Origin of the sequence: Nocardia cyriacigeorgica (assembly GCF_010868145.1) — a bacterium.
GTDB classification, from domain to species: domain Bacteria; phylum Actinomycetota; class Actinomycetes; order Mycobacteriales; family Mycobacteriaceae; genus Nocardia; species Nocardia cyriacigeorgica_D.
In genome coordinates this window covers 53,940-68,976 of sequence record NZ_JAAGUY010000002.1, presented here as the reverse complement: position 1 = coordinate 68,976, position 15,037 = coordinate 53,940, and the positions used below count along the sequence as shown (strand labels likewise).

Sequence of the window (15,037 nt, the reverse complement as noted above, 5' to 3'; positions counted from 1 at the left end):
CGGGAGGGCTCAGCCGAGCTTCTTTGAGCGCAGTTCATGCCCCTTCGAGGTCTTGCAGCGACCCGATTCCAGGTCCCATTGCCAGCCGTGCAGGTTGCAGGTGAGGGTGTTGCCCTCGACGACACCGAACTTGGACAGGTCGGCCTTGAGATGGGGGCAGCGGCGTTGGATTTCCCAGCCAGCGAGTTCGGTCGAGGCGGAATCGTCGTGTGCTTCGGCGAACCAGCCGTCGGCGTAGGCGATGCGCTCGTCGGTGAGGCATTTGAAGAAGGTGTAGAGGAACTCGTTGTAGCCGCCGATCCGCCACGCCTGGAAGCGGGTGGACAGGAAGATGGTGTTCACCCAGTCCGGCTCGTTATCGCGCAGGACGGTGCGCACCAGCTCCGGTGCGATGCGGAAGCCGTAGCGGTATTTGCCCTCGCCCTCGATCGGGCCGCGGACCAGGCGCTTCGGGAAGTCCAGCACCACGGTTTCCTCGCCGATCACCAGACCGATGGGGTAGCCGATACCGTCACAGATCAGATCGCTCTGCGCCATGATGGGCTCGAACAGCGCCTTCAGCGGGTCGAGCAGCGACCCCTCTCCGGTCGCCCAGGACGCCTTCTCCGCCGCGAGCACCGGCGCCAGGCGTTCGGCCATGCGCTCGATGTATCCGGCTTTGTCGTCGTAGATCTCGGCCGGGTCGAAGGGATGAGTGAGCGCCAGCTCGGCGCCGCGCACATCGGCCACCGAGCCCGGGATCATCAGGACCCCGCCCTCGTTGCCGTGGATCCGCATCTGCTCGAGGAACACCATCTGATCAGGGAAGATGTTGCCTTCATCGCCGCGGTCGTCATTGAGATAGCGCAGCTCGTCGTCCAGGAAGACCGGCGGCCCGGCGGAGGGCACCACCCAGGTCGCGCCGACCTGCTCGATATAGCTGCGTGCCCGGTCCATGCCGCGCTGACGCTTCTGCTTACCGAAGTTCGACTTCGTGCGGTTGGGGATGTCGTAGACCATCGGATACCAGATGGCGCCCGAATACTGCAGCAGATGGATGTCGATGTGCCCGAACGCGTCGTGCAGCACGTCCATATCCACCGGACGTGCGTCGTTCATGTTGAAACAGGTGGTCTCACCGTCGGAGACGACCAGCCCGGAGTCACCGATCGGACCGTCGGCGGGCGCCCGCAACGCGATGATCATGACGTCCAGGTCGCCACCGGGACCGGTCACCGTGTGCTTGACCGAATCCTCGGTCTCGAAGAACTTGTGGAATCCGAGCTTCTCCAGTTCACGGCGCAGATCCGGGACCGGGTAGTCCGGCAGCAGGACAGTGGCGTCCTTGTTGACGTGCGCGGCGAGGTTCTCGGCGTCGAAGTGGTCGCGGTGCAGATGCGAGACGTAGAGGAAATCGCAATTGCCCAGCTCATCCCAGTCGAGCTGGGTGTTGTCCGGGAACGGGACCCATGAGGCGAAGTAGGCAGGGTTCACCCAGGGATCGCAGAGGATCGACCCGGCCGTCGTCTGGATATGGAAACCCGCATGTCCGACGCTGGTGATCTGCACGAGCTTGTTCCTCCTGAACCGCGGTGTTTCCGTACTGTCAGCCGGTCGTCCAGGGTAGTCGTTACGGGGAGACGTCCCCGATGCAGTAGCCGTCTGATCCCTCACGCAAGGTGAAGGTCCGGCTCTGCGTCACACCCGAGGAGTTGGTGACGGGCACCTGGACCCGGACATATCCGGCGCGCAGCTGCGAGGAGTTGATCTGCTGGTCGGCGAAGGCGGTCGTGCCGGTCAATCGGCCCGGATTGTCGGCCAGCGGTGCGCGCACCGGGCTTCCGGTGCCCTGCGAATCCCAGGTGGCCGGGGTCGCCGCGCACAGCAGCGGATGCGTGCCTTCCTTGTCGGCCGGGTCCAGCGGTTCACCGGTGAGCCGGGCCAGGTAGCGGCGGACGGTGTGGCGGGCGTCTGCGTCGTCGTATCCCGGTTCGGCGCCGGCAGGGAACACCCGTGGGCAGGCGTAACCGGATTCGATCGCGGCCCGGTCCACGGTGACGGTGGTGCCCGCGCCGCGCCACCTGATGACATCGTCGGTGATCGCGCCCGGCTCGGCCAATGCCGCGAGTACCGGCTGCGGATCGGCGTACATCTCCGCGACGGTCAGCGGTGGCAGCGTCCAGCAGGTGGTTTGCAGTTGGGCGATCGTGCTGGATTCCAGGTCGACAGCCCAGCGCTGCACCGCCGGCGCAGCCTCGGGCAGTCCGGGTACCGCACCGACCGGGGGAGCATCGGTAGGAATCGGCGGGGCCGCCGGGGCGAGCGGGGTCGTCTGGGTGGGAATCGCCGCGGGCGGGGTGATGGTGGTGACGGCGGCGGTCGCCTCCGGGCCGTCGCCGGGGATGCCGCTCGCCGAATCACATCCGGCGAGCAGTGCGGCGCCAACGACAAGACCACCGATCAACGCCGGCCGCGCCACGGAAGTTACCGCTGCTGTTCGGCTCCGGTTGCTCGCCCCGGTCGCGGCCCGACGCCTGTGGTCGCGGGTCGCCGGATCGCCGACCTGATGGCTCCGCGTCGCCCCGCGTCGAGCGGCGGCCGAGGCGCTGCGAGGTTCCTGCGATACCGACTCCGCGCGTTCCACTTCGACAATCACCTTTCCTCGTACATGCTGAGGTGCCCTTGGGTCGATCGCCCGATGCCGATGGCGGCTCACCAGCCGGCGCCGCGACTCGCGGACGAGGGCGAAAGGCCGGTCGCCGCGCGCGTTGCCGCGGCGCACTGCCGGATCGGACGGGCAGCGACTACGCTAGCGGAATTGTGGAACCCGTCTACCGGACGATCATCGGCTTGGCCCGTACCGTCTTCTTCGTTGAAGGTCTGAAGTTCACCGTCACCGGCGATGAACGCATCCCGGCGTCCGGCGGTGCCGTCTTGGCGGTGAATCACACCGGATACATGGACTTCACCTATGCCGGACTGCCGGTGCGCACGCCCAAGCGCTACATCCGGTTCATGGCCAAGAAAGAGGTCTTCGACAACAAGATCTCCGGCCCGATCATGCGGGCGCTGAAACACATTCCGGTCGATCGGGCCGCAGGCGCGGATTCGTACAAGGCCGCCGTCGATTACCTGCGTCGCGGTGAGTTGGTCGGTGTGTATCCCGAGGCGACGATCAGCCGCAGCTTCGAGATCAAGGAATTCAAGTCCGGCGCGGCCCGTATGGCTCTCGAAGCCGACGTCCCGATCATTCCGATCGTCATCTGGGGCGCGCAGCGGGTGTGGACCAAAGGGTTCCCGAAGCGCCTGGGCCGCACCAACACTCCGATCTCGATCACCGTCGGCGAGCCCATCCAGCCCTATGAGCCCGCCGCCGACCTCACCGCGCAGCTGCGCGAGACCATGCAGCGCATGCTGCTCGAGGTGCAGCGCGATTACCGGCACGAGCCCGACGCCTACTGGGTGCCTGCGCGACTCGGTGGTGCCGCGCCGACGCTGGAGGAGGCCGACGCCATGGATGCCGCCGAGGCCGCGGCGAAGGCCGCCGCCCGGGCCGAACGCAAGAACACCGCACAGCAATAGGTAGGTCAGCAGAGCCCCGGTGACAAGCCGGTTTGGTAGCCGACGGGCCTTCCGGCTAAAGTTTGGCGTCGCACGATGACGCGGAGCGGTCGCACCTCCCGCTGAACAGTGCGAATGCGGATGTAGCGCAGCTGGTAGCGCATCACCTTGCCAAGGTGAGGGTCGCGGGTTCGAATCCCGTCATCCGCTCTTTGATTCTTCCGGAACTTCCTTCCGCACTTCTCCTCTCATTCCTCGGCCGATGGCCTGCACCGTGCACAGGGCGGCGCAGTGCAGCACCGCACGGGTGACGGGATGCCTGGCGATGACCAGCAGACGATTCGACATGATGCCTCCCAAAGAAGAACGGGCGGGACGGCCGATCGCCGTCCCGCCCGTTTCTGTTGTGCTGTTACTGCGCGGTGGAGCGGAAGTTGCGCAGTCGCAGGCTGTTACTGACCACGAAGACCGAGGACAACGCCATCGCGGCGCCGGCCAGCATCGGGTTCAGCAGCCCCGCCATGGCCAGCGGGATCGCGGCCACGTTGTAGGCGAAGGCCCAGAACAGGTTGCCCTTGATGGTGGCGAGGGTGCGCCGCGAGAGCCGGATCGCGTCCGCGGCGGCGCGCAGATCGCCACGCACCAGGGTCAGGTCACTGGCCTCGATCGCGACATCGGTGCCGGTGCCCATCGCCAGACCCAAATCTGCCTGGGCCAGCGCGGCCGCGTCGTTGACGCCGTCGCCGACCATGGCCACCACCTTGCCCTCGGCCTGCAACCGCTTGACGGTCTCGACCTTGTCCTGCGGCAGCACCTCCGCGATCACCTCGTCGATGCCAACCTGATCACCGATCGCGCGGGCGGCGGCCGCATTGTCGCCGGTCAGCATGATCGGAGTCAGGCCGAGTGCGCGCAGCTGGGTGATCGCTTCCGCGGAGGTCGGCTTCACCGCATCCGCGACGACGAGCACACCGCGGGCCTTACCGTCCCAGCCGATGGCGACGGCGGTTTTGCCCTCGGCCTCGGCGGCCGCCATGGCACGCTCCAGGTCGACGTCCAGGTGCTGCGACCAGTCCGCCAGCAGCCGGGCCCGGCCAACGATCACCGCGTGACCGTCCACCACACCCTGCACACCGAGGCCCTCGATATTGGCGAACCCCTCGACCGGCTTCAGCTCACCGACCTTCTCGCGGGCGCCCTTGGCGATGGCCTGGGCGATCGGGTGCTCGGAGGAATCCTCCAGCGCGCCGGCCAGGGCCAGCACCCGGTCCTCGTCCTCGCCGTCGGCGACGACGACGTCGAGCAGGGTCATTTTGCCGGTGGTGACGGTGCCGGTCTTGTCCAGCACCACGGTGTCCACCCGACGGGTCGACTCCAGCACCTCCGGGCCCTTGATCAGGATGCCGAGCTGGGCGCCGCGCCCGGTGCCGACCATCAGTGCGGTCGGCGTGGCCAGGCCGAGGGCGCAGGGGCAGGCGATGATCAGCACCGCGACCGCCGCGGTGAACGCCGCCGCGATCGCGCCACCGGTACCGAGCCAGAAGCCGAGCGTTGCCACCGACAGCGCGATGACGATCGGCACGAAGATGCCCGAGATCTGATCGGCCAGCCGCTGCGCCTGCGCCTTACCGGTCTGCGCGTCCTCGACCAGCTTGGCCATCTGCGCGAGCTGGGTATCGGAACCGATGCGGGTTGCGCGCACCACGATCCGTCCGCCGACATTGACGGTCGCACCGACCACGGTGTCGTCCTGGCCGACCTCGACCGGCACTGATTCACCGGTCAACATGGACGCGTCTACCGCCGAGGAACCCTCGACGATCACACCATCGGTGGCGATCTTCTCACCGGGCCGCACCACGAACCGGTCGCCGACGGCCAACTGCTCCACCGGAATCCGCTGCTCGGACCCGCCGCGCAGCACCGAAACCTCCTTGGCGCCCAGCTCGAGCAGTGCCCGCAGTGCGGCACCGGCCCGCCGCTTGGACCTGGCCTCGAAGAAGCGTCCGGCCAGGATGAAGGTGGTGACTCCGGCCGCGGCCTCTAAATAGATGCTGCCGGACCCGTCCATCCGGGAGATGGTGAATTCGAACGGGTGGGTCATGCCCGGCGTGCCCGCCGTACCCCAGAACAGCGCGTAGATCGACCAGCCGAACGCGGCCAGTGTGCCGATCGACACCAGCGTGTCCATGGTGGCGGTGGCGTGGCGGAGGTTGGTCCACGCCGCCTTGTGGAACGGCAGCGCGCCCCACACCACGACCGGCGCGGCCAGCGTGAGCGAGAGCCACTGCCAGTTGGTGAACTGCAGCGCCGGGATCATCGCCATGGCGATCACCGGAACGGTGAGCACCAGCGAGACCAGCAGCCGGGTGCGCAGCGAGGCGGTGGGATCCTCCTCTGCCGGTTCCGCGGCTGCTGCCTCTACCTTCGGTGCGGGCAGTTCGGCGGTGTAGCCGGCCTGCTCGACGGTGGCGATCAGATCGTCGGGGGAGATGTCGCCGGTGAAGTCGACGCGGGCCTTCTCGGTCGCGTAGTTCACTGTCGCGGTGACGCCGTCGAGCTTGTTCAGCTTCTTCTCGATGCGGTTGGCGCAAGACGCGCAGGTCATGCCACCGATCACCAATTCGACCTGCCCGGTGGCGGGTGGTTGTGTCGCGGTGGTCATGGGGCGCTCCGTTTCTGTGGTGCTGTGGAAATTGTCGCTCGGTGGGATCGGATCGGGTATGGGGGCTGGGTCAGTGACAGCGGCGGACCGGCTCGGATACCGGCAGCGGGCGGACCGGCGCCGTCGAGGCAGGTGGTTGCTGTCGCGCCTGCCGCAGCGTGTGCGCCGGATCGGCGGGTCGGTTGGGGCGGGTGGTGCTCATGGTCAGCTCCTTGTCTGTTCGAGCCGGTCAGTGTCCGTGGCCGGGCTGTTCGGCGCCGTTGCCCGCGTCGGGTGCCGGTGCGGTCGAGGCGGGCCCGGCGGTCGCGGTGAACTCAGCGGTCCGGACGACGCCCTCGTGCTGGAAATCGAGGAACAGCCGGTAGTCGCCGGTCGTCGGTGCCGTCGCGTAGAAGGTGATGCCGGGGCCCGCAGCGGTGACACCGTCGCCGGGCTCACCTTCGGGGTGGACGTGCAGGTAGGCCAGATCCGAGGCGCGCAGAGCAACCAGGTGCCCGTATGCGCCGAGGTAGGGCTGCAGGTCGGTGACGGGCTGTCCGTTTCGGCTGACCGACAGGGTGAGCTTCGAGGACTGACCCGGGGTGATCGCTCCGTCCAGCGTCACGGTGTAATCGCCGACAGTGGCGGTGGTCGCCGGGGCGGGCAGCGGCTGGACGTCGTACTGGCCCGCGACTCGAAGATCGGCACCGAGGGTCAGCGCCTCGCCGCCGTCGGGGGTGAAGTCGGCATAGACGCGGTAGTCACCGGCGCGGGACAGGTTCAGCGGGACGCTCCAGGTGCCCGATGCGTCCAGCACCGGGTGTACATGCTGGAAGGCGGCCATATCCCGGCGGACCACGATCAGGTGGAGGTCTTTGTCGTGGGACCGCACATACCGGGTGACGGGGGCGCCCTTGTCATCGAGGATGCGGAACCGCAGCTGGGCGTCGGCGGTGGTGGTGGTCGTCGCGTTGTCCAGGGCCAGCGTGTAGCCGGCTTCGCTCGCGAGCAGCCCGCCGGGCAGTTCCACCGAGCCGGATCCACCGGTGGTGGCGGATCCGGCCGCGTGGGTGTCGTGCCCGGCCGGTTTGGAGGGTTCCGGACCGACCGCGGCGCCGACGCCGAGAGCGATCCCGAAGACCGCCGCGAGGCCGAGGGCGAATCCGGCGAACTTGGTGGTTGTGTTCATCGGGAGGCTCCGTTTTCCGGGTAGTGGTTGTGGATTTCTGTGGATGGATTCGGTCGGCAGGCCGGCTGGAGGCCGGCCGCCGGACTGTCGACTGACTTGATTATTACCATACCCCCCTAGGGTAACTTGTCAAACCTTGGCGGCGACTCCTTCCTGTGCGGGCGAACGCATGGTGACGGCGGTGATACCGGCGCCCGCGAGGGCGATGACGGCGGCGCCGAGGAAGGCCGCGGAGAATCCGTTCGTCAGTTCCGGCAGGTCACCGGTCTGATCGGCGCCGAATGCGGCGGCGACCGCGGTCATGGCGGCCAGGCCGATGGCCGAACCCACCTGGTAGCTGACGTTGACGATGCCGGAGGCCAGGCCACCCTCCTCGGGGCGAGCCGCCGAGATCGCGGTACCCAACGAGGGTATGAATGCCAGCGACATGCCACCCGCCGCGACCAGCGACGCCGGCAGGACGTCGACCCAGAAATTGCCGGTCGGACGCACAAGCGACATGATCGCCAGGCCCACGCCGAGGACGAGCAGACCGGTCACGATCATCGGCTTGGCACCGAAGCGCTGCATCGCCCGCGGGGCGAGCACAACCATTCCGAGCATGATCAGCGTCGTCATCGGCAGCAGCGCAGCGCCCGACGGGAACGCGCTGTAACCGAGCACCTGCTGCAGGTAGAGGTTCAGGAAGAACCACATCGGCACCCAGGCCGCACCCAGCAGCAACTGCGCGATATTGGCGGCGGCCAGGTTCGGCGCGCGGAAGATGCCGAGGCGCATCAGCGGCTCATTGCTGCGCGACTGGATGTAGACGAATCCGGCCAGTAGCGCGGCCGACAGCGCGAGCACGCCCAAGGTCTGACCCGAGGCCCAGCCGACCTCCGGCGCCTGCACGATCGCGTAGACCGCCGCGGCCAAGCCTGCGGTGACGGTGACCGAACCCAGGATGTCCACCGAACCCGACCGCGCGGGCGCCGCGGGCATCAGCAGCGGTACGGCGATCAGCGCGAGGATCGCGATCGGGATATTGATGTAGAAAACCCAAGGCCAGCTGATGTATTCGGTGATCACGCCACCGAGGAACACCCCGGCTGTACCGCCAGCGGGGGCCGCGGCTCCGTAGACCGCCAGCGCCTTGGTCAGCTCCTGTGGAGAAGAACCGAACAGCATCATGAGCAGGGTCAGCGCCGACGGTGCGATGAGCGCGGCGCCGCCGCCCTGGATCGCGCGTCCGGCCAGTTCGGTCGCGACATTGCCTGCGGCGCCGGCGATCACCGAACCAGTGAGCAGCACGACCCAGCCCGCGGCGAAGACCCGGCGCGCGCCGAGCAGGTCCGAGAGCCTGCCGCCGAGCAGCAGCAGACCGCCGAGTGCGATCACGTAGGCATTGAAGACCCAGGTCAGATTCTCCTGGGAGAACCCGAGTTCGGCCTGCATCTTGGGCAGCGCGATCCCGATGATCGAGGTGTCCATGATGACCATGAATTGCGCCGCGGCGATCACCGCGAGCGCCCACCACTTTTTCGTGGTGGATCTGGTCTGCGTAGTCATCAGAAGTCCCTTCCCTTCCGGAAGCCGTATCAACTGCGCAGTACCATACCCCCCTAGGGTATTGAATTGTCAAGGCTCGAGCTGCAAATGACTGCGCCGACACCGGAGAGGTGTCGGCGCAATCGGATTGAACTGGGGAAACAGGGAGTTCGGCTCGATGGCTCAGGTGTGGAGGGCGAGCCCGATCAGGTCGGCGCGAAGGCGAGGGTCGACGTATGTGCTGAAGGGGCGGCCGGGGTGTCCCCTGTGTGCGGCGACCTGGAGTGGGGAGCCGGCGGCAGGTGGCGGGCAGGTCCACGCAGAGGCCGGCTGGGGTGGGTGCCGGTGCGTCGGTCGGGCCGCGAGCGCTACCCGCGGTGGTTCAGGTGGCGTGCAGGCGGCGCGCGGTGGGTGAGGTCGGCGTTGTGGCCGGGTCGGGGGCGGTACCGAACAGGCGGTCGGCGGTGCCCGATGTGGTGACCGTGAACCAGTAATGCTCGTTCTTGTAGTGGTGGTGGCGGTGATTGCGCCAGATCGACCGGTAGAGCGAGTGTTTCGGCTTGTAGTCGGTGTGGATGAGGTAGTGCGTCCACTCGTAGCCGAGACCGAGCGCGGTGATGGTGAGCAGGAAGGTCAGCCCGAGGCCGATGCGAGGGAAGGCCAGCAGGGCGAGCGCGACCAAGACGACGACGAGCACGGCAAGTGTTTTCGACGGGATGAAGATCAGCGGGATATCCCGCGGGTCCACATGATGTTCACGATGTTTACGGGCCAGTTCACTATCGATCGCGATCGGGCCGACCCTGCGTGGGCGCCAATGCAATACGGTCACATGCACGACCCATTCGAAAATCGGGAAGACCGCGAGCATCACCACGGGTACCAGCGCGTCGGTCGGCTGCCAGTCGCCGACGACGAACCGGCCGGTCACCGCCGCGACCAGCGTGATGCCGATGAGCCAGGGCGAGGGGTGCCGGATGAATTCGCGCGCCGCCGCGCCGAGGGTGAGACCGCGACGCAGGGCGCGTTCGTCGCGGCGTACCCGGGCGCGCGCGGTGGCGTCGATCGAGCCGGATTCGGAGGGTTGAGCTGTGGTCATGATGCTTCCCGAAGTAGTACTCAGTGCCCGTCGAGGACCCTGATCAGGGCGGTGGTCGCCGGCTCGAGCAGTGCTCGCGCCCGATCGGCGGCCTCGGATGGGCGACCCCCGACGATGGCGTCGGCCAGTTCGCGGTAGCCCGCCACATTGCCCACCTCGGCGGACATGATCGGAGCCAATGCCGCGAGTGCGGGCTCATAGGCCGCTCGCAGCATGTTGTTCATCAGCCGGAACACGATCGAATCGGCCGCGTCGACAATGTGATCCCAGAATTCCAATGCGATCCGCTGCTGTGCGATCGGATCGGATTCGGCGGCGGCAATCGAATCGACCAGTTCGACCAACGTGCTTTCCAGCGCCCCGACGTCCCCGGCGGGCTGCCCGCCACCGAGCGTCGGATCGGACAGCTTCGTGGCCCCTACCGGCCAGGCCACGTCCGGGCGGCCGGATGCTCCACTAGTGTCGGCGGCGGCCGACGCGGCCGGAGCACCCGAACCGCGCGCGACTCGGGTAGCGGCGAGTTCTGCGACCTTCGGCCCGTTGTGCAACCGCGCTTCCAGAATGCTGCGCGCTACGGCCGGGTCAAGCGTGCCCGCTCGAATCAGCAGCCGCGGCAACACCTCGAGTCCCGCTCCGCGTCGATAGTCGAGCACGGTGGTCGCATCTCCCTGCCGGACCGCCACCAGCCCGGCCGCCGACAACCGCTGCAAGGCCTCTCGCACCGCAGGCCGCGACACACCAAGCGCCTCCGCCAGCTGCCGCTCACTCGGTAATGCGGTCCCGGGCGCAAGTTCCCCGCTCAGCACATCATCGGCGATCTGCTCGAACACATCCGCCGACACCGACCGCTTCACCACAGGTTGCAATGCCATGCGTCCACTGTGCGCCCAATAGGTCAGGAGGTCAAGTGGTCAGACCAATTTGCCCGAACCCGGGCTTGGTGGCGCGGAGCCGGGCGAACGCGTCCAGATCCGAGCCGGCTCAGCTCGGGTCGGAGCCGCGAATGGCCGAGAGCCATATAGCGGTGACGGCGGCGACGCAGGTGGCGCCGGCGAACGCGGAAATACCCCCACCGCCGATATAGATCCAGAACAGTCCGGCGAACGGCGCCGCAACGACGGATTGCGCGTCGAGCAGCAGCCGCCGAAGTGGGGAAGCGGCCGCGCGAGCCTGGGCCGCGCCGTTGGGATCGGGACGGGACGGATTATCGATCAAGCGACCCGGCGGTTCGGCATCGCGCGCCTGCCCCGACGGGTAGAGCCGAATCCCATCCACAATGACGGCCCGCTCATCGATTTCCGCCGTCACCTCGGTCAAGGTGATCAGCGCTGGATCGAAATACACCGGCAGCCAACGAGTCGTGCGCCCCTGCGTGAACTCCAACCACGACCGACTGACCAGCCGATGCTGCTGCCGCACCCGCTTCACCGCCAACCGCTCCTGAACACCAACCCCACTACCGAGCCACCCGACCGCCCGCGCGATGCGAACCCCGGAATACCCGACGATCCCCGCCGCGACCGCGGCGAGCGCACTGAGCTGGTCCACATCGGCGAACGGCGCCCACGCGGTAATGACCGCGAGGGCGCCGAAGGTGACGGTGAGCGGATAGGCCAGTGGGTGTTCGTTCCGGCCCGATCCGCGAATCACTTCAGGAAGCCGACTTTCGTGTAGTCCGGCGACGCGAGCCCGAACGCGCCCCAGTTCGCGACCTCCACGCGCTGAGCCACGGTGCCGGGCGACTGAGTGATCGGCAGCGAATGAACCTCCTCGAAGATCATTGTGTCGGCCTCGTTCGCCAGTTCGATGGCCTTCGCCGGGTCGAGTTCGGAAATCGTCCGCTCGATGAGGTCGTTCAATTCCGGTGAGCCGATACGTCCCTTGTTGGACAGGGACTGGGCGGGATCGTAAGCGTAGATCTGCGGCAACGCACCCAGCGGGAGAACGCTACCGACCCAGGTGAACTGGGCGATATCGAAGTTGCCCGGGTCGATGATGTCGGTGAACAGGCCCTGACCGGGGTAGGTCTCGATGACCAGCTTGACGCCGATATCGGCCAGGTTCTGCTGCGCGATCTGCGCGATCTGCACCCAGAGGTCCTGCTGGTACATGACATCGCGGATCACGAGCTGACGCCCGTCCTTCTCCCGGACGTCACCATTGAGCTTCCAGCCGAGTTCGTCGAGTTCCCTCGCCGCCTGCTCGGGGTTGTAGGCGACCACGCCCGCATTGTCCTGGTAGCCCTGCTGACCGAGCATGTAAATGTGGTTGTTGAGCGGTTTCGGGTCATCCACCACACCGAGCAGGGTGGACGAAGCAATGGCCTGCCGGTTGATGCCCTTGGCGATGGCTCGTCGAAGTGCGGGGTCTTCCAGGATGGAGCCCGGTGCGCCGTTGAAGGTGAAATGCGAGAAACGCGGGAGCGGGGTCCGAAGTACCTGGACACCGGGTGTGTTGCGGGCGGTGGTGACTTCCTCGATACCCGAGATATCCACCGAGTCGACCTCATTGTTTTGCACCGCGGCGATTCGCGCCGGAATGTCGAGCGCACTGTAGGTCACCGAATCCAGTTTCGGGGTATCGCCCCACCACGTCGGGTTACGGCCCAAGGTGATCCGGTTCTGGCCGCGGTCGATCGCGGTGATCATGAACGGGCCCGAGCTGAGCGGCATGCCATTGCGATAGAAATCGTTGAATGCTTCGGGAGTGGCAGTGGCCTGCTTCGGAAGCAGGGTCCCGTACTGCCCCTGCCATTCGGCGTAATGGTTGTTGAAGGTGACGATTGTCTGGCGATCATCGACGCCACGCTCGATCTTTTCGACCCGGTCGAATCCCATGTTCGCGGAGACCTGGAAGTTAGGGTCTTTCCCGCTCAGCGCATGGCCCTGGGCTGCCATGTCTTCCCAGGTGATCGGACTGCCGTCGGACCAGACCGCTTTCGGGTTGATCGTGTAGGTGATCTGCTGCGGATTGGTATTCGTCAGCTCGATACTGGTGAAGTAATCGTGGTCGACTGTCAGTTTGCCAGCGGCATCGGACTGGAAGGCCGACGGCATCGTCCACGCGACAACCTCGGAGGCATCCGCGTCGCTGTCCACATGCCAGATATTGAACGTCGCAGGCAGAGACGAGATCGACAGGCGCAGATTGCCGCCGTCGCGCAATTCGCTTCGATCGCGCGCGTTGATGTCGTTGCTGGTGCCGATGGCGACGTCACCACCTTCGACATTGGCATTGTCGGCACTGCATCCGGTCATGATCAACCCGATCGCGGCGATCGGGATCACTAGGCGGGTGCCCATGGATCGGATCCTCATGAAATGTCCTTCCTGCTGGTGAAGTGCGGCGCAGCGCTCATTTCACGAACCCGATCTTCGTGTAGTCATAGGACGCGAGCCCGGGAGCTCCGTAGTTGGCGAGGTCCGCGCGGACCGCGACGTTACCCGCCGACTGCACCAGAGGCAGCGAGAAACCGATCTCGAACAGCTTGCGATCGATCTCGTTGGCAATATCGATCGCCTTCTTCGGATCGAGCTCGGCCAGCGCCTTGTCGATGAGATCGTTGATTTCCGCTGAACCGATGCGCCCGTAGTTGCCCTGCAGGTCATTGGGGTCGTAGCGGTAGACCTGCGGAAGGTTCTTCAGCGCGAACACATCGCTCGACCACACCCATTGGCCGGCATCGAAATCGCCGGGCTGGAAGACATCGGTGAACAGCCCCTGGCCGGGTCGGGTGTCGATGACGAGCTCGACGCCGATCTGCGCGAGATTCTGCTGGATGATCTGCGCGATCTGCACCCAGCTCTGCGCGTTGTACATGACATCGCGGATGACGAGCCTACGGCCGTCCTTTTCCCGGAACTCGCCGTTGAGCTTCCAGCCGAGTTCGTCGAGTTCGCGGGCGGCGGCTTCCGGATCGAACGGCAAGCTGTTGTCCTGATAGCCGATCTGACCCTGGACGTACACGTGATTGTTGAGTGGTTCGGGATTCGCCACGAGACCGTTCTGCATGGCGACGGCAATACCCTTGCGGTCGATGGCCTTCGATATCGCGACCCGGACCCGCGGATCTTCCAGGATCGAGCCCGGTGCGCCGTTGAAGGTCAGGTGCGACCAGCTGTTGCCCGGTGCCCGGCGGATTTCCACGCCCGGAGTGCTCTGCGCGGTGCGCATATCGTCGATGCTGGCGATACCCACCGCGTCGATCTCATTGTTCTGCAATGCCGGGATCACCGCTTCGCTCGCCAACACGGTGAAAGTGATGGTGTCGAGCTTGGGGGTGTCGCCCCACCATTTCGGGTTACGGCCGAGCACGAAACGGCCCTGCGCCCGGTCCACGGACTGGATGATGAACGGACCCGCGGAAAGGCCGAGGCTCTCGAGCTGACTCTTGTTGAAAGCTTCGGGCGTGCCGGTCACCGAGGCCGGATACAGGAACGCCTCACCCGCGAACTGGCCCTGCCAGTCGGCGTAATGCTCCTTGAAGGTGATGATCGCCTGGCGGTCGTCGACACCGCGCTCCACCTTCTCGACCCGGTCGAAACCGAAGGTCATCTTGATCAGGTATTCGGGGTTCGCTCCGCTCAACGCCGCGGCCTGCGACCGCATGTCCTCCCAGGTGATCGGTGTGCCGTCGGACCAGACGGCCTCCGGGTTGATGGTGTAGACGACGCGCTGTGGATCGGTGCCGGTGAGTTCGACGCTGGTGAAGTAGTCGGTATTGACCGACAGCTCACCCGAAGCGCTGGTGTGGAACGCGCGCGGCATCAGCGGACGTTCGACCGCGCTGACTTCGCCGTCGGAGTCGATATGCAGCGCGTTCCACTGCTCGGGAAACGAACTCAATGCCAGCCGCAGGTTCCCGCCGTCGCGCAGCTCGGAGACATCGCGCGGATTGATGTCGTTGGAGGTGCCGAGAGCGGCGACGTCGGCGCCGGGCGCCGGATCGTCCGAACGCGAGCATCCGGACAGGACCAGACCGGTCGCGACGGCCGCGATGGCCACACGCACACCGAGGGAGTGGATCCGCACGGCAAAC

13 protein-coding genes and 1 tRNA gene are annotated in these 15,037 nt (G+C 66.4%); 2 read left to right on the top strand and 12 right to left on the bottom strand.

Going from position 1 to position 15,037, the window contains the following annotated elements; all coding sequences use genetic code 11:
- Positions 1–9 precede the first annotated feature (9 nt).
- Both GV792_RS04095 and GV792_RS04090 read right to left on the bottom strand, forming a co-directional pair.
- The gene (locus GV792_RS04095; RefSeq protein WP_163822284.1) at positions 10–1,548 is read right to left on the bottom strand and encodes a Rieske 2Fe-2S domain-containing protein; all 1,539 of its coding nucleotides are present in this window, start codon (positions 1,546–1,548) and stop codon (positions 10–12) included.
- A gap of 61 nt (positions 1,549–1,609) precedes the next feature.
- The gene (locus GV792_RS04090; RefSeq protein WP_309139072.1) at positions 1,610–2,458 is read right to left on the bottom strand and encodes a hypothetical protein; all 849 of its coding nucleotides are present in this window, start codon (positions 2,456–2,458) and stop codon (positions 1,610–1,612) included.
- A 341-nt stretch (positions 2,459–2,799) separates the two neighbouring features.
- Here GV792_RS04090 and GV792_RS04085 point away from each other — a divergent pair, with 341 nt between their 5' ends.
- Positions 2,800–3,561 carry a lysophospholipid acyltransferase family protein gene (locus GV792_RS04085; RefSeq protein ID WP_163822283.1) on the top strand — a complete coding sequence of 254 codons (762 nt, stop codon included), beginning with the start codon at positions 2,800–2,802 and terminating at the stop codon, positions 3,559–3,561.
- A 116-nt stretch (positions 3,562–3,677) separates the two neighbouring features.
- Positions 3,678–3,750 (top strand) — tRNA-Gly (locus GV792_RS04080).
- On the opposite strand, the gene GV792_RS04075 is transcribed toward GV792_RS04080, so the two are convergent.
- The 10 genes from GV792_RS04075 to GV792_RS04035 all read right to left on the bottom strand — a co-directional run bounded on the left by GV792_RS04075 (position 3,742) and on the right by GV792_RS04035 (position 15,030).
- Positions 3,742–3,888, bottom strand: coding sequence for a hypothetical protein (locus tag GV792_RS04075; RefSeq protein ID WP_163822282.1), 147 nt, complete (start codon positions 3,886–3,888; stop codon positions 3,742–3,744). The genes GV792_RS04080 and GV792_RS04075 overlap by 9 nt on opposite strands.
- Positions 3,889–3,952: 64 nt before the next feature.
- Positions 3,953–6,205 carry a heavy metal translocating P-type ATPase gene (locus GV792_RS04070; protein WP_163822281.1) on the bottom strand — a complete coding sequence of 751 codons (2,253 nt, stop codon included), beginning with the start codon at positions 6,203–6,205 and terminating at the stop codon, positions 3,953–3,955.
- A 70-nt stretch (positions 6,206–6,275) separates the two neighbouring features.
- Positions 6,276–6,407: a hypothetical protein gene (locus tag GV792_RS29490; RefSeq protein ID WP_256668078.1), complete on the bottom strand. Its 132-nt coding sequence runs from the start codon at positions 6,405–6,407 to the stop codon at positions 6,276–6,278.
- Between the two features lie 27 nt (positions 6,408–6,434).
- On the bottom strand, positions 6,435–7,373 hold the full coding sequence (locus GV792_RS04065) for a hypothetical protein (protein ID WP_163822280.1): 939 nt from the start codon (positions 7,371–7,373) through the stop codon (positions 6,435–6,437).
- 129 nt (positions 7,374–7,502) lie between these two features.
- Positions 7,503–8,921 carry an MFS transporter gene (locus GV792_RS04060; protein WP_163822279.1) on the bottom strand — a complete coding sequence of 473 codons (1,419 nt, stop codon included), beginning with the start codon at positions 8,919–8,921 and terminating at the stop codon, positions 7,503–7,505.
- Positions 8,922–9,282: 361 nt separating this feature from the next.
- Complete coding sequence (locus GV792_RS04055) at positions 9,283–9,999, bottom strand: sterol desaturase family protein (RefSeq protein WP_256668079.1); 717 nt, start codon at positions 9,997–9,999, stop codon at positions 9,283–9,285.
- 20 nt (positions 10,000–10,019) lie between these two features.
- Positions 10,020–10,871, bottom strand: coding sequence for a FadR/GntR family transcriptional regulator (locus GV792_RS04050; RefSeq protein WP_163822278.1), 852 nt, complete (start codon positions 10,869–10,871; stop codon positions 10,020–10,022).
- 109 nt (positions 10,872–10,980) lie between these two features.
- On the bottom strand, positions 10,981–11,649 hold the full coding sequence (locus tag GV792_RS04045; protein ID WP_309139071.1) for a hypothetical protein: 669 nt from the start codon (positions 11,647–11,649) through the stop codon (positions 10,981–10,983).
- Positions 11,646–13,316, bottom strand: coding sequence for an ABC transporter family substrate-binding protein (locus GV792_RS04040; RefSeq protein WP_163822277.1), 1,671 nt, complete (start codon positions 13,314–13,316; stop codon positions 11,646–11,648). The genes GV792_RS04045 and GV792_RS04040 overlap by 4 nt, the downstream gene beginning before the upstream one ends.
- 37 nt (positions 13,317–13,353) lie before the next feature.
- The gene (locus tag GV792_RS04035; protein ID WP_163822276.1) at positions 13,354–15,030 is read right to left on the bottom strand and encodes an ABC transporter family substrate-binding protein; all 1,677 of its coding nucleotides are present in this window, start codon (positions 15,028–15,030) and stop codon (positions 13,354–13,356) included.
- Positions 15,031–15,037 lie beyond the last annotated feature (7 nt).

Excerpts from the sequence above, each read along its gene's own strand:
- GV792_RS04075 (WP_163822282.1), bottom strand. The coding sequence starts at position 3,888 with ATGTCGAATCGTCTGCTGGTCATCGCCAGGCATCCCGTCACCCGTGCG.
- GV792_RS04070 (WP_163822281.1), bottom strand. The coding sequence starts at position 6,205 with ATGACCACCGCGACACAACCACCCGCCACCGGGCAGGTCGAATTGGTG.
- GV792_RS29490 (WP_256668078.1), bottom strand. The coding sequence starts at position 6,407 with ATGAGCACCACCCGCCCCAACCGACCCGCCGATCCGGCGCACACGCTG.
- GV792_RS04065 (WP_163822280.1), bottom strand. The coding sequence starts at position 7,373 with ATGAACACAACCACCAAGTTCGCCGGATTCGCCCTCGGCCTCGCGGCG.
- GV792_RS04060 (WP_163822279.1), bottom strand. The coding sequence starts at position 8,921 with ATGACTACGCAGACCAGATCCACCACGAAAAAGTGGTGGGCGCTCGCG.
- GV792_RS04055 (WP_256668079.1), bottom strand. The coding sequence starts at position 9,999 with ATGACCACAGCTCAACCCTCCGAATCCGGCTCGATCGACGCCACCGCG.
- GV792_RS04050 (WP_163822278.1), bottom strand. The coding sequence starts at position 10,871 with ATGGCATTGCAACCTGTGGTGAAGCGGTCGGTGTCGGCGGATGTGTTC.
- GV792_RS04040 (WP_163822277.1), bottom strand. The coding sequence starts at position 13,316 with ATGAGGATCCGATCCATGGGCACCCGCCTAGTGATCCCGATCGCCGCG.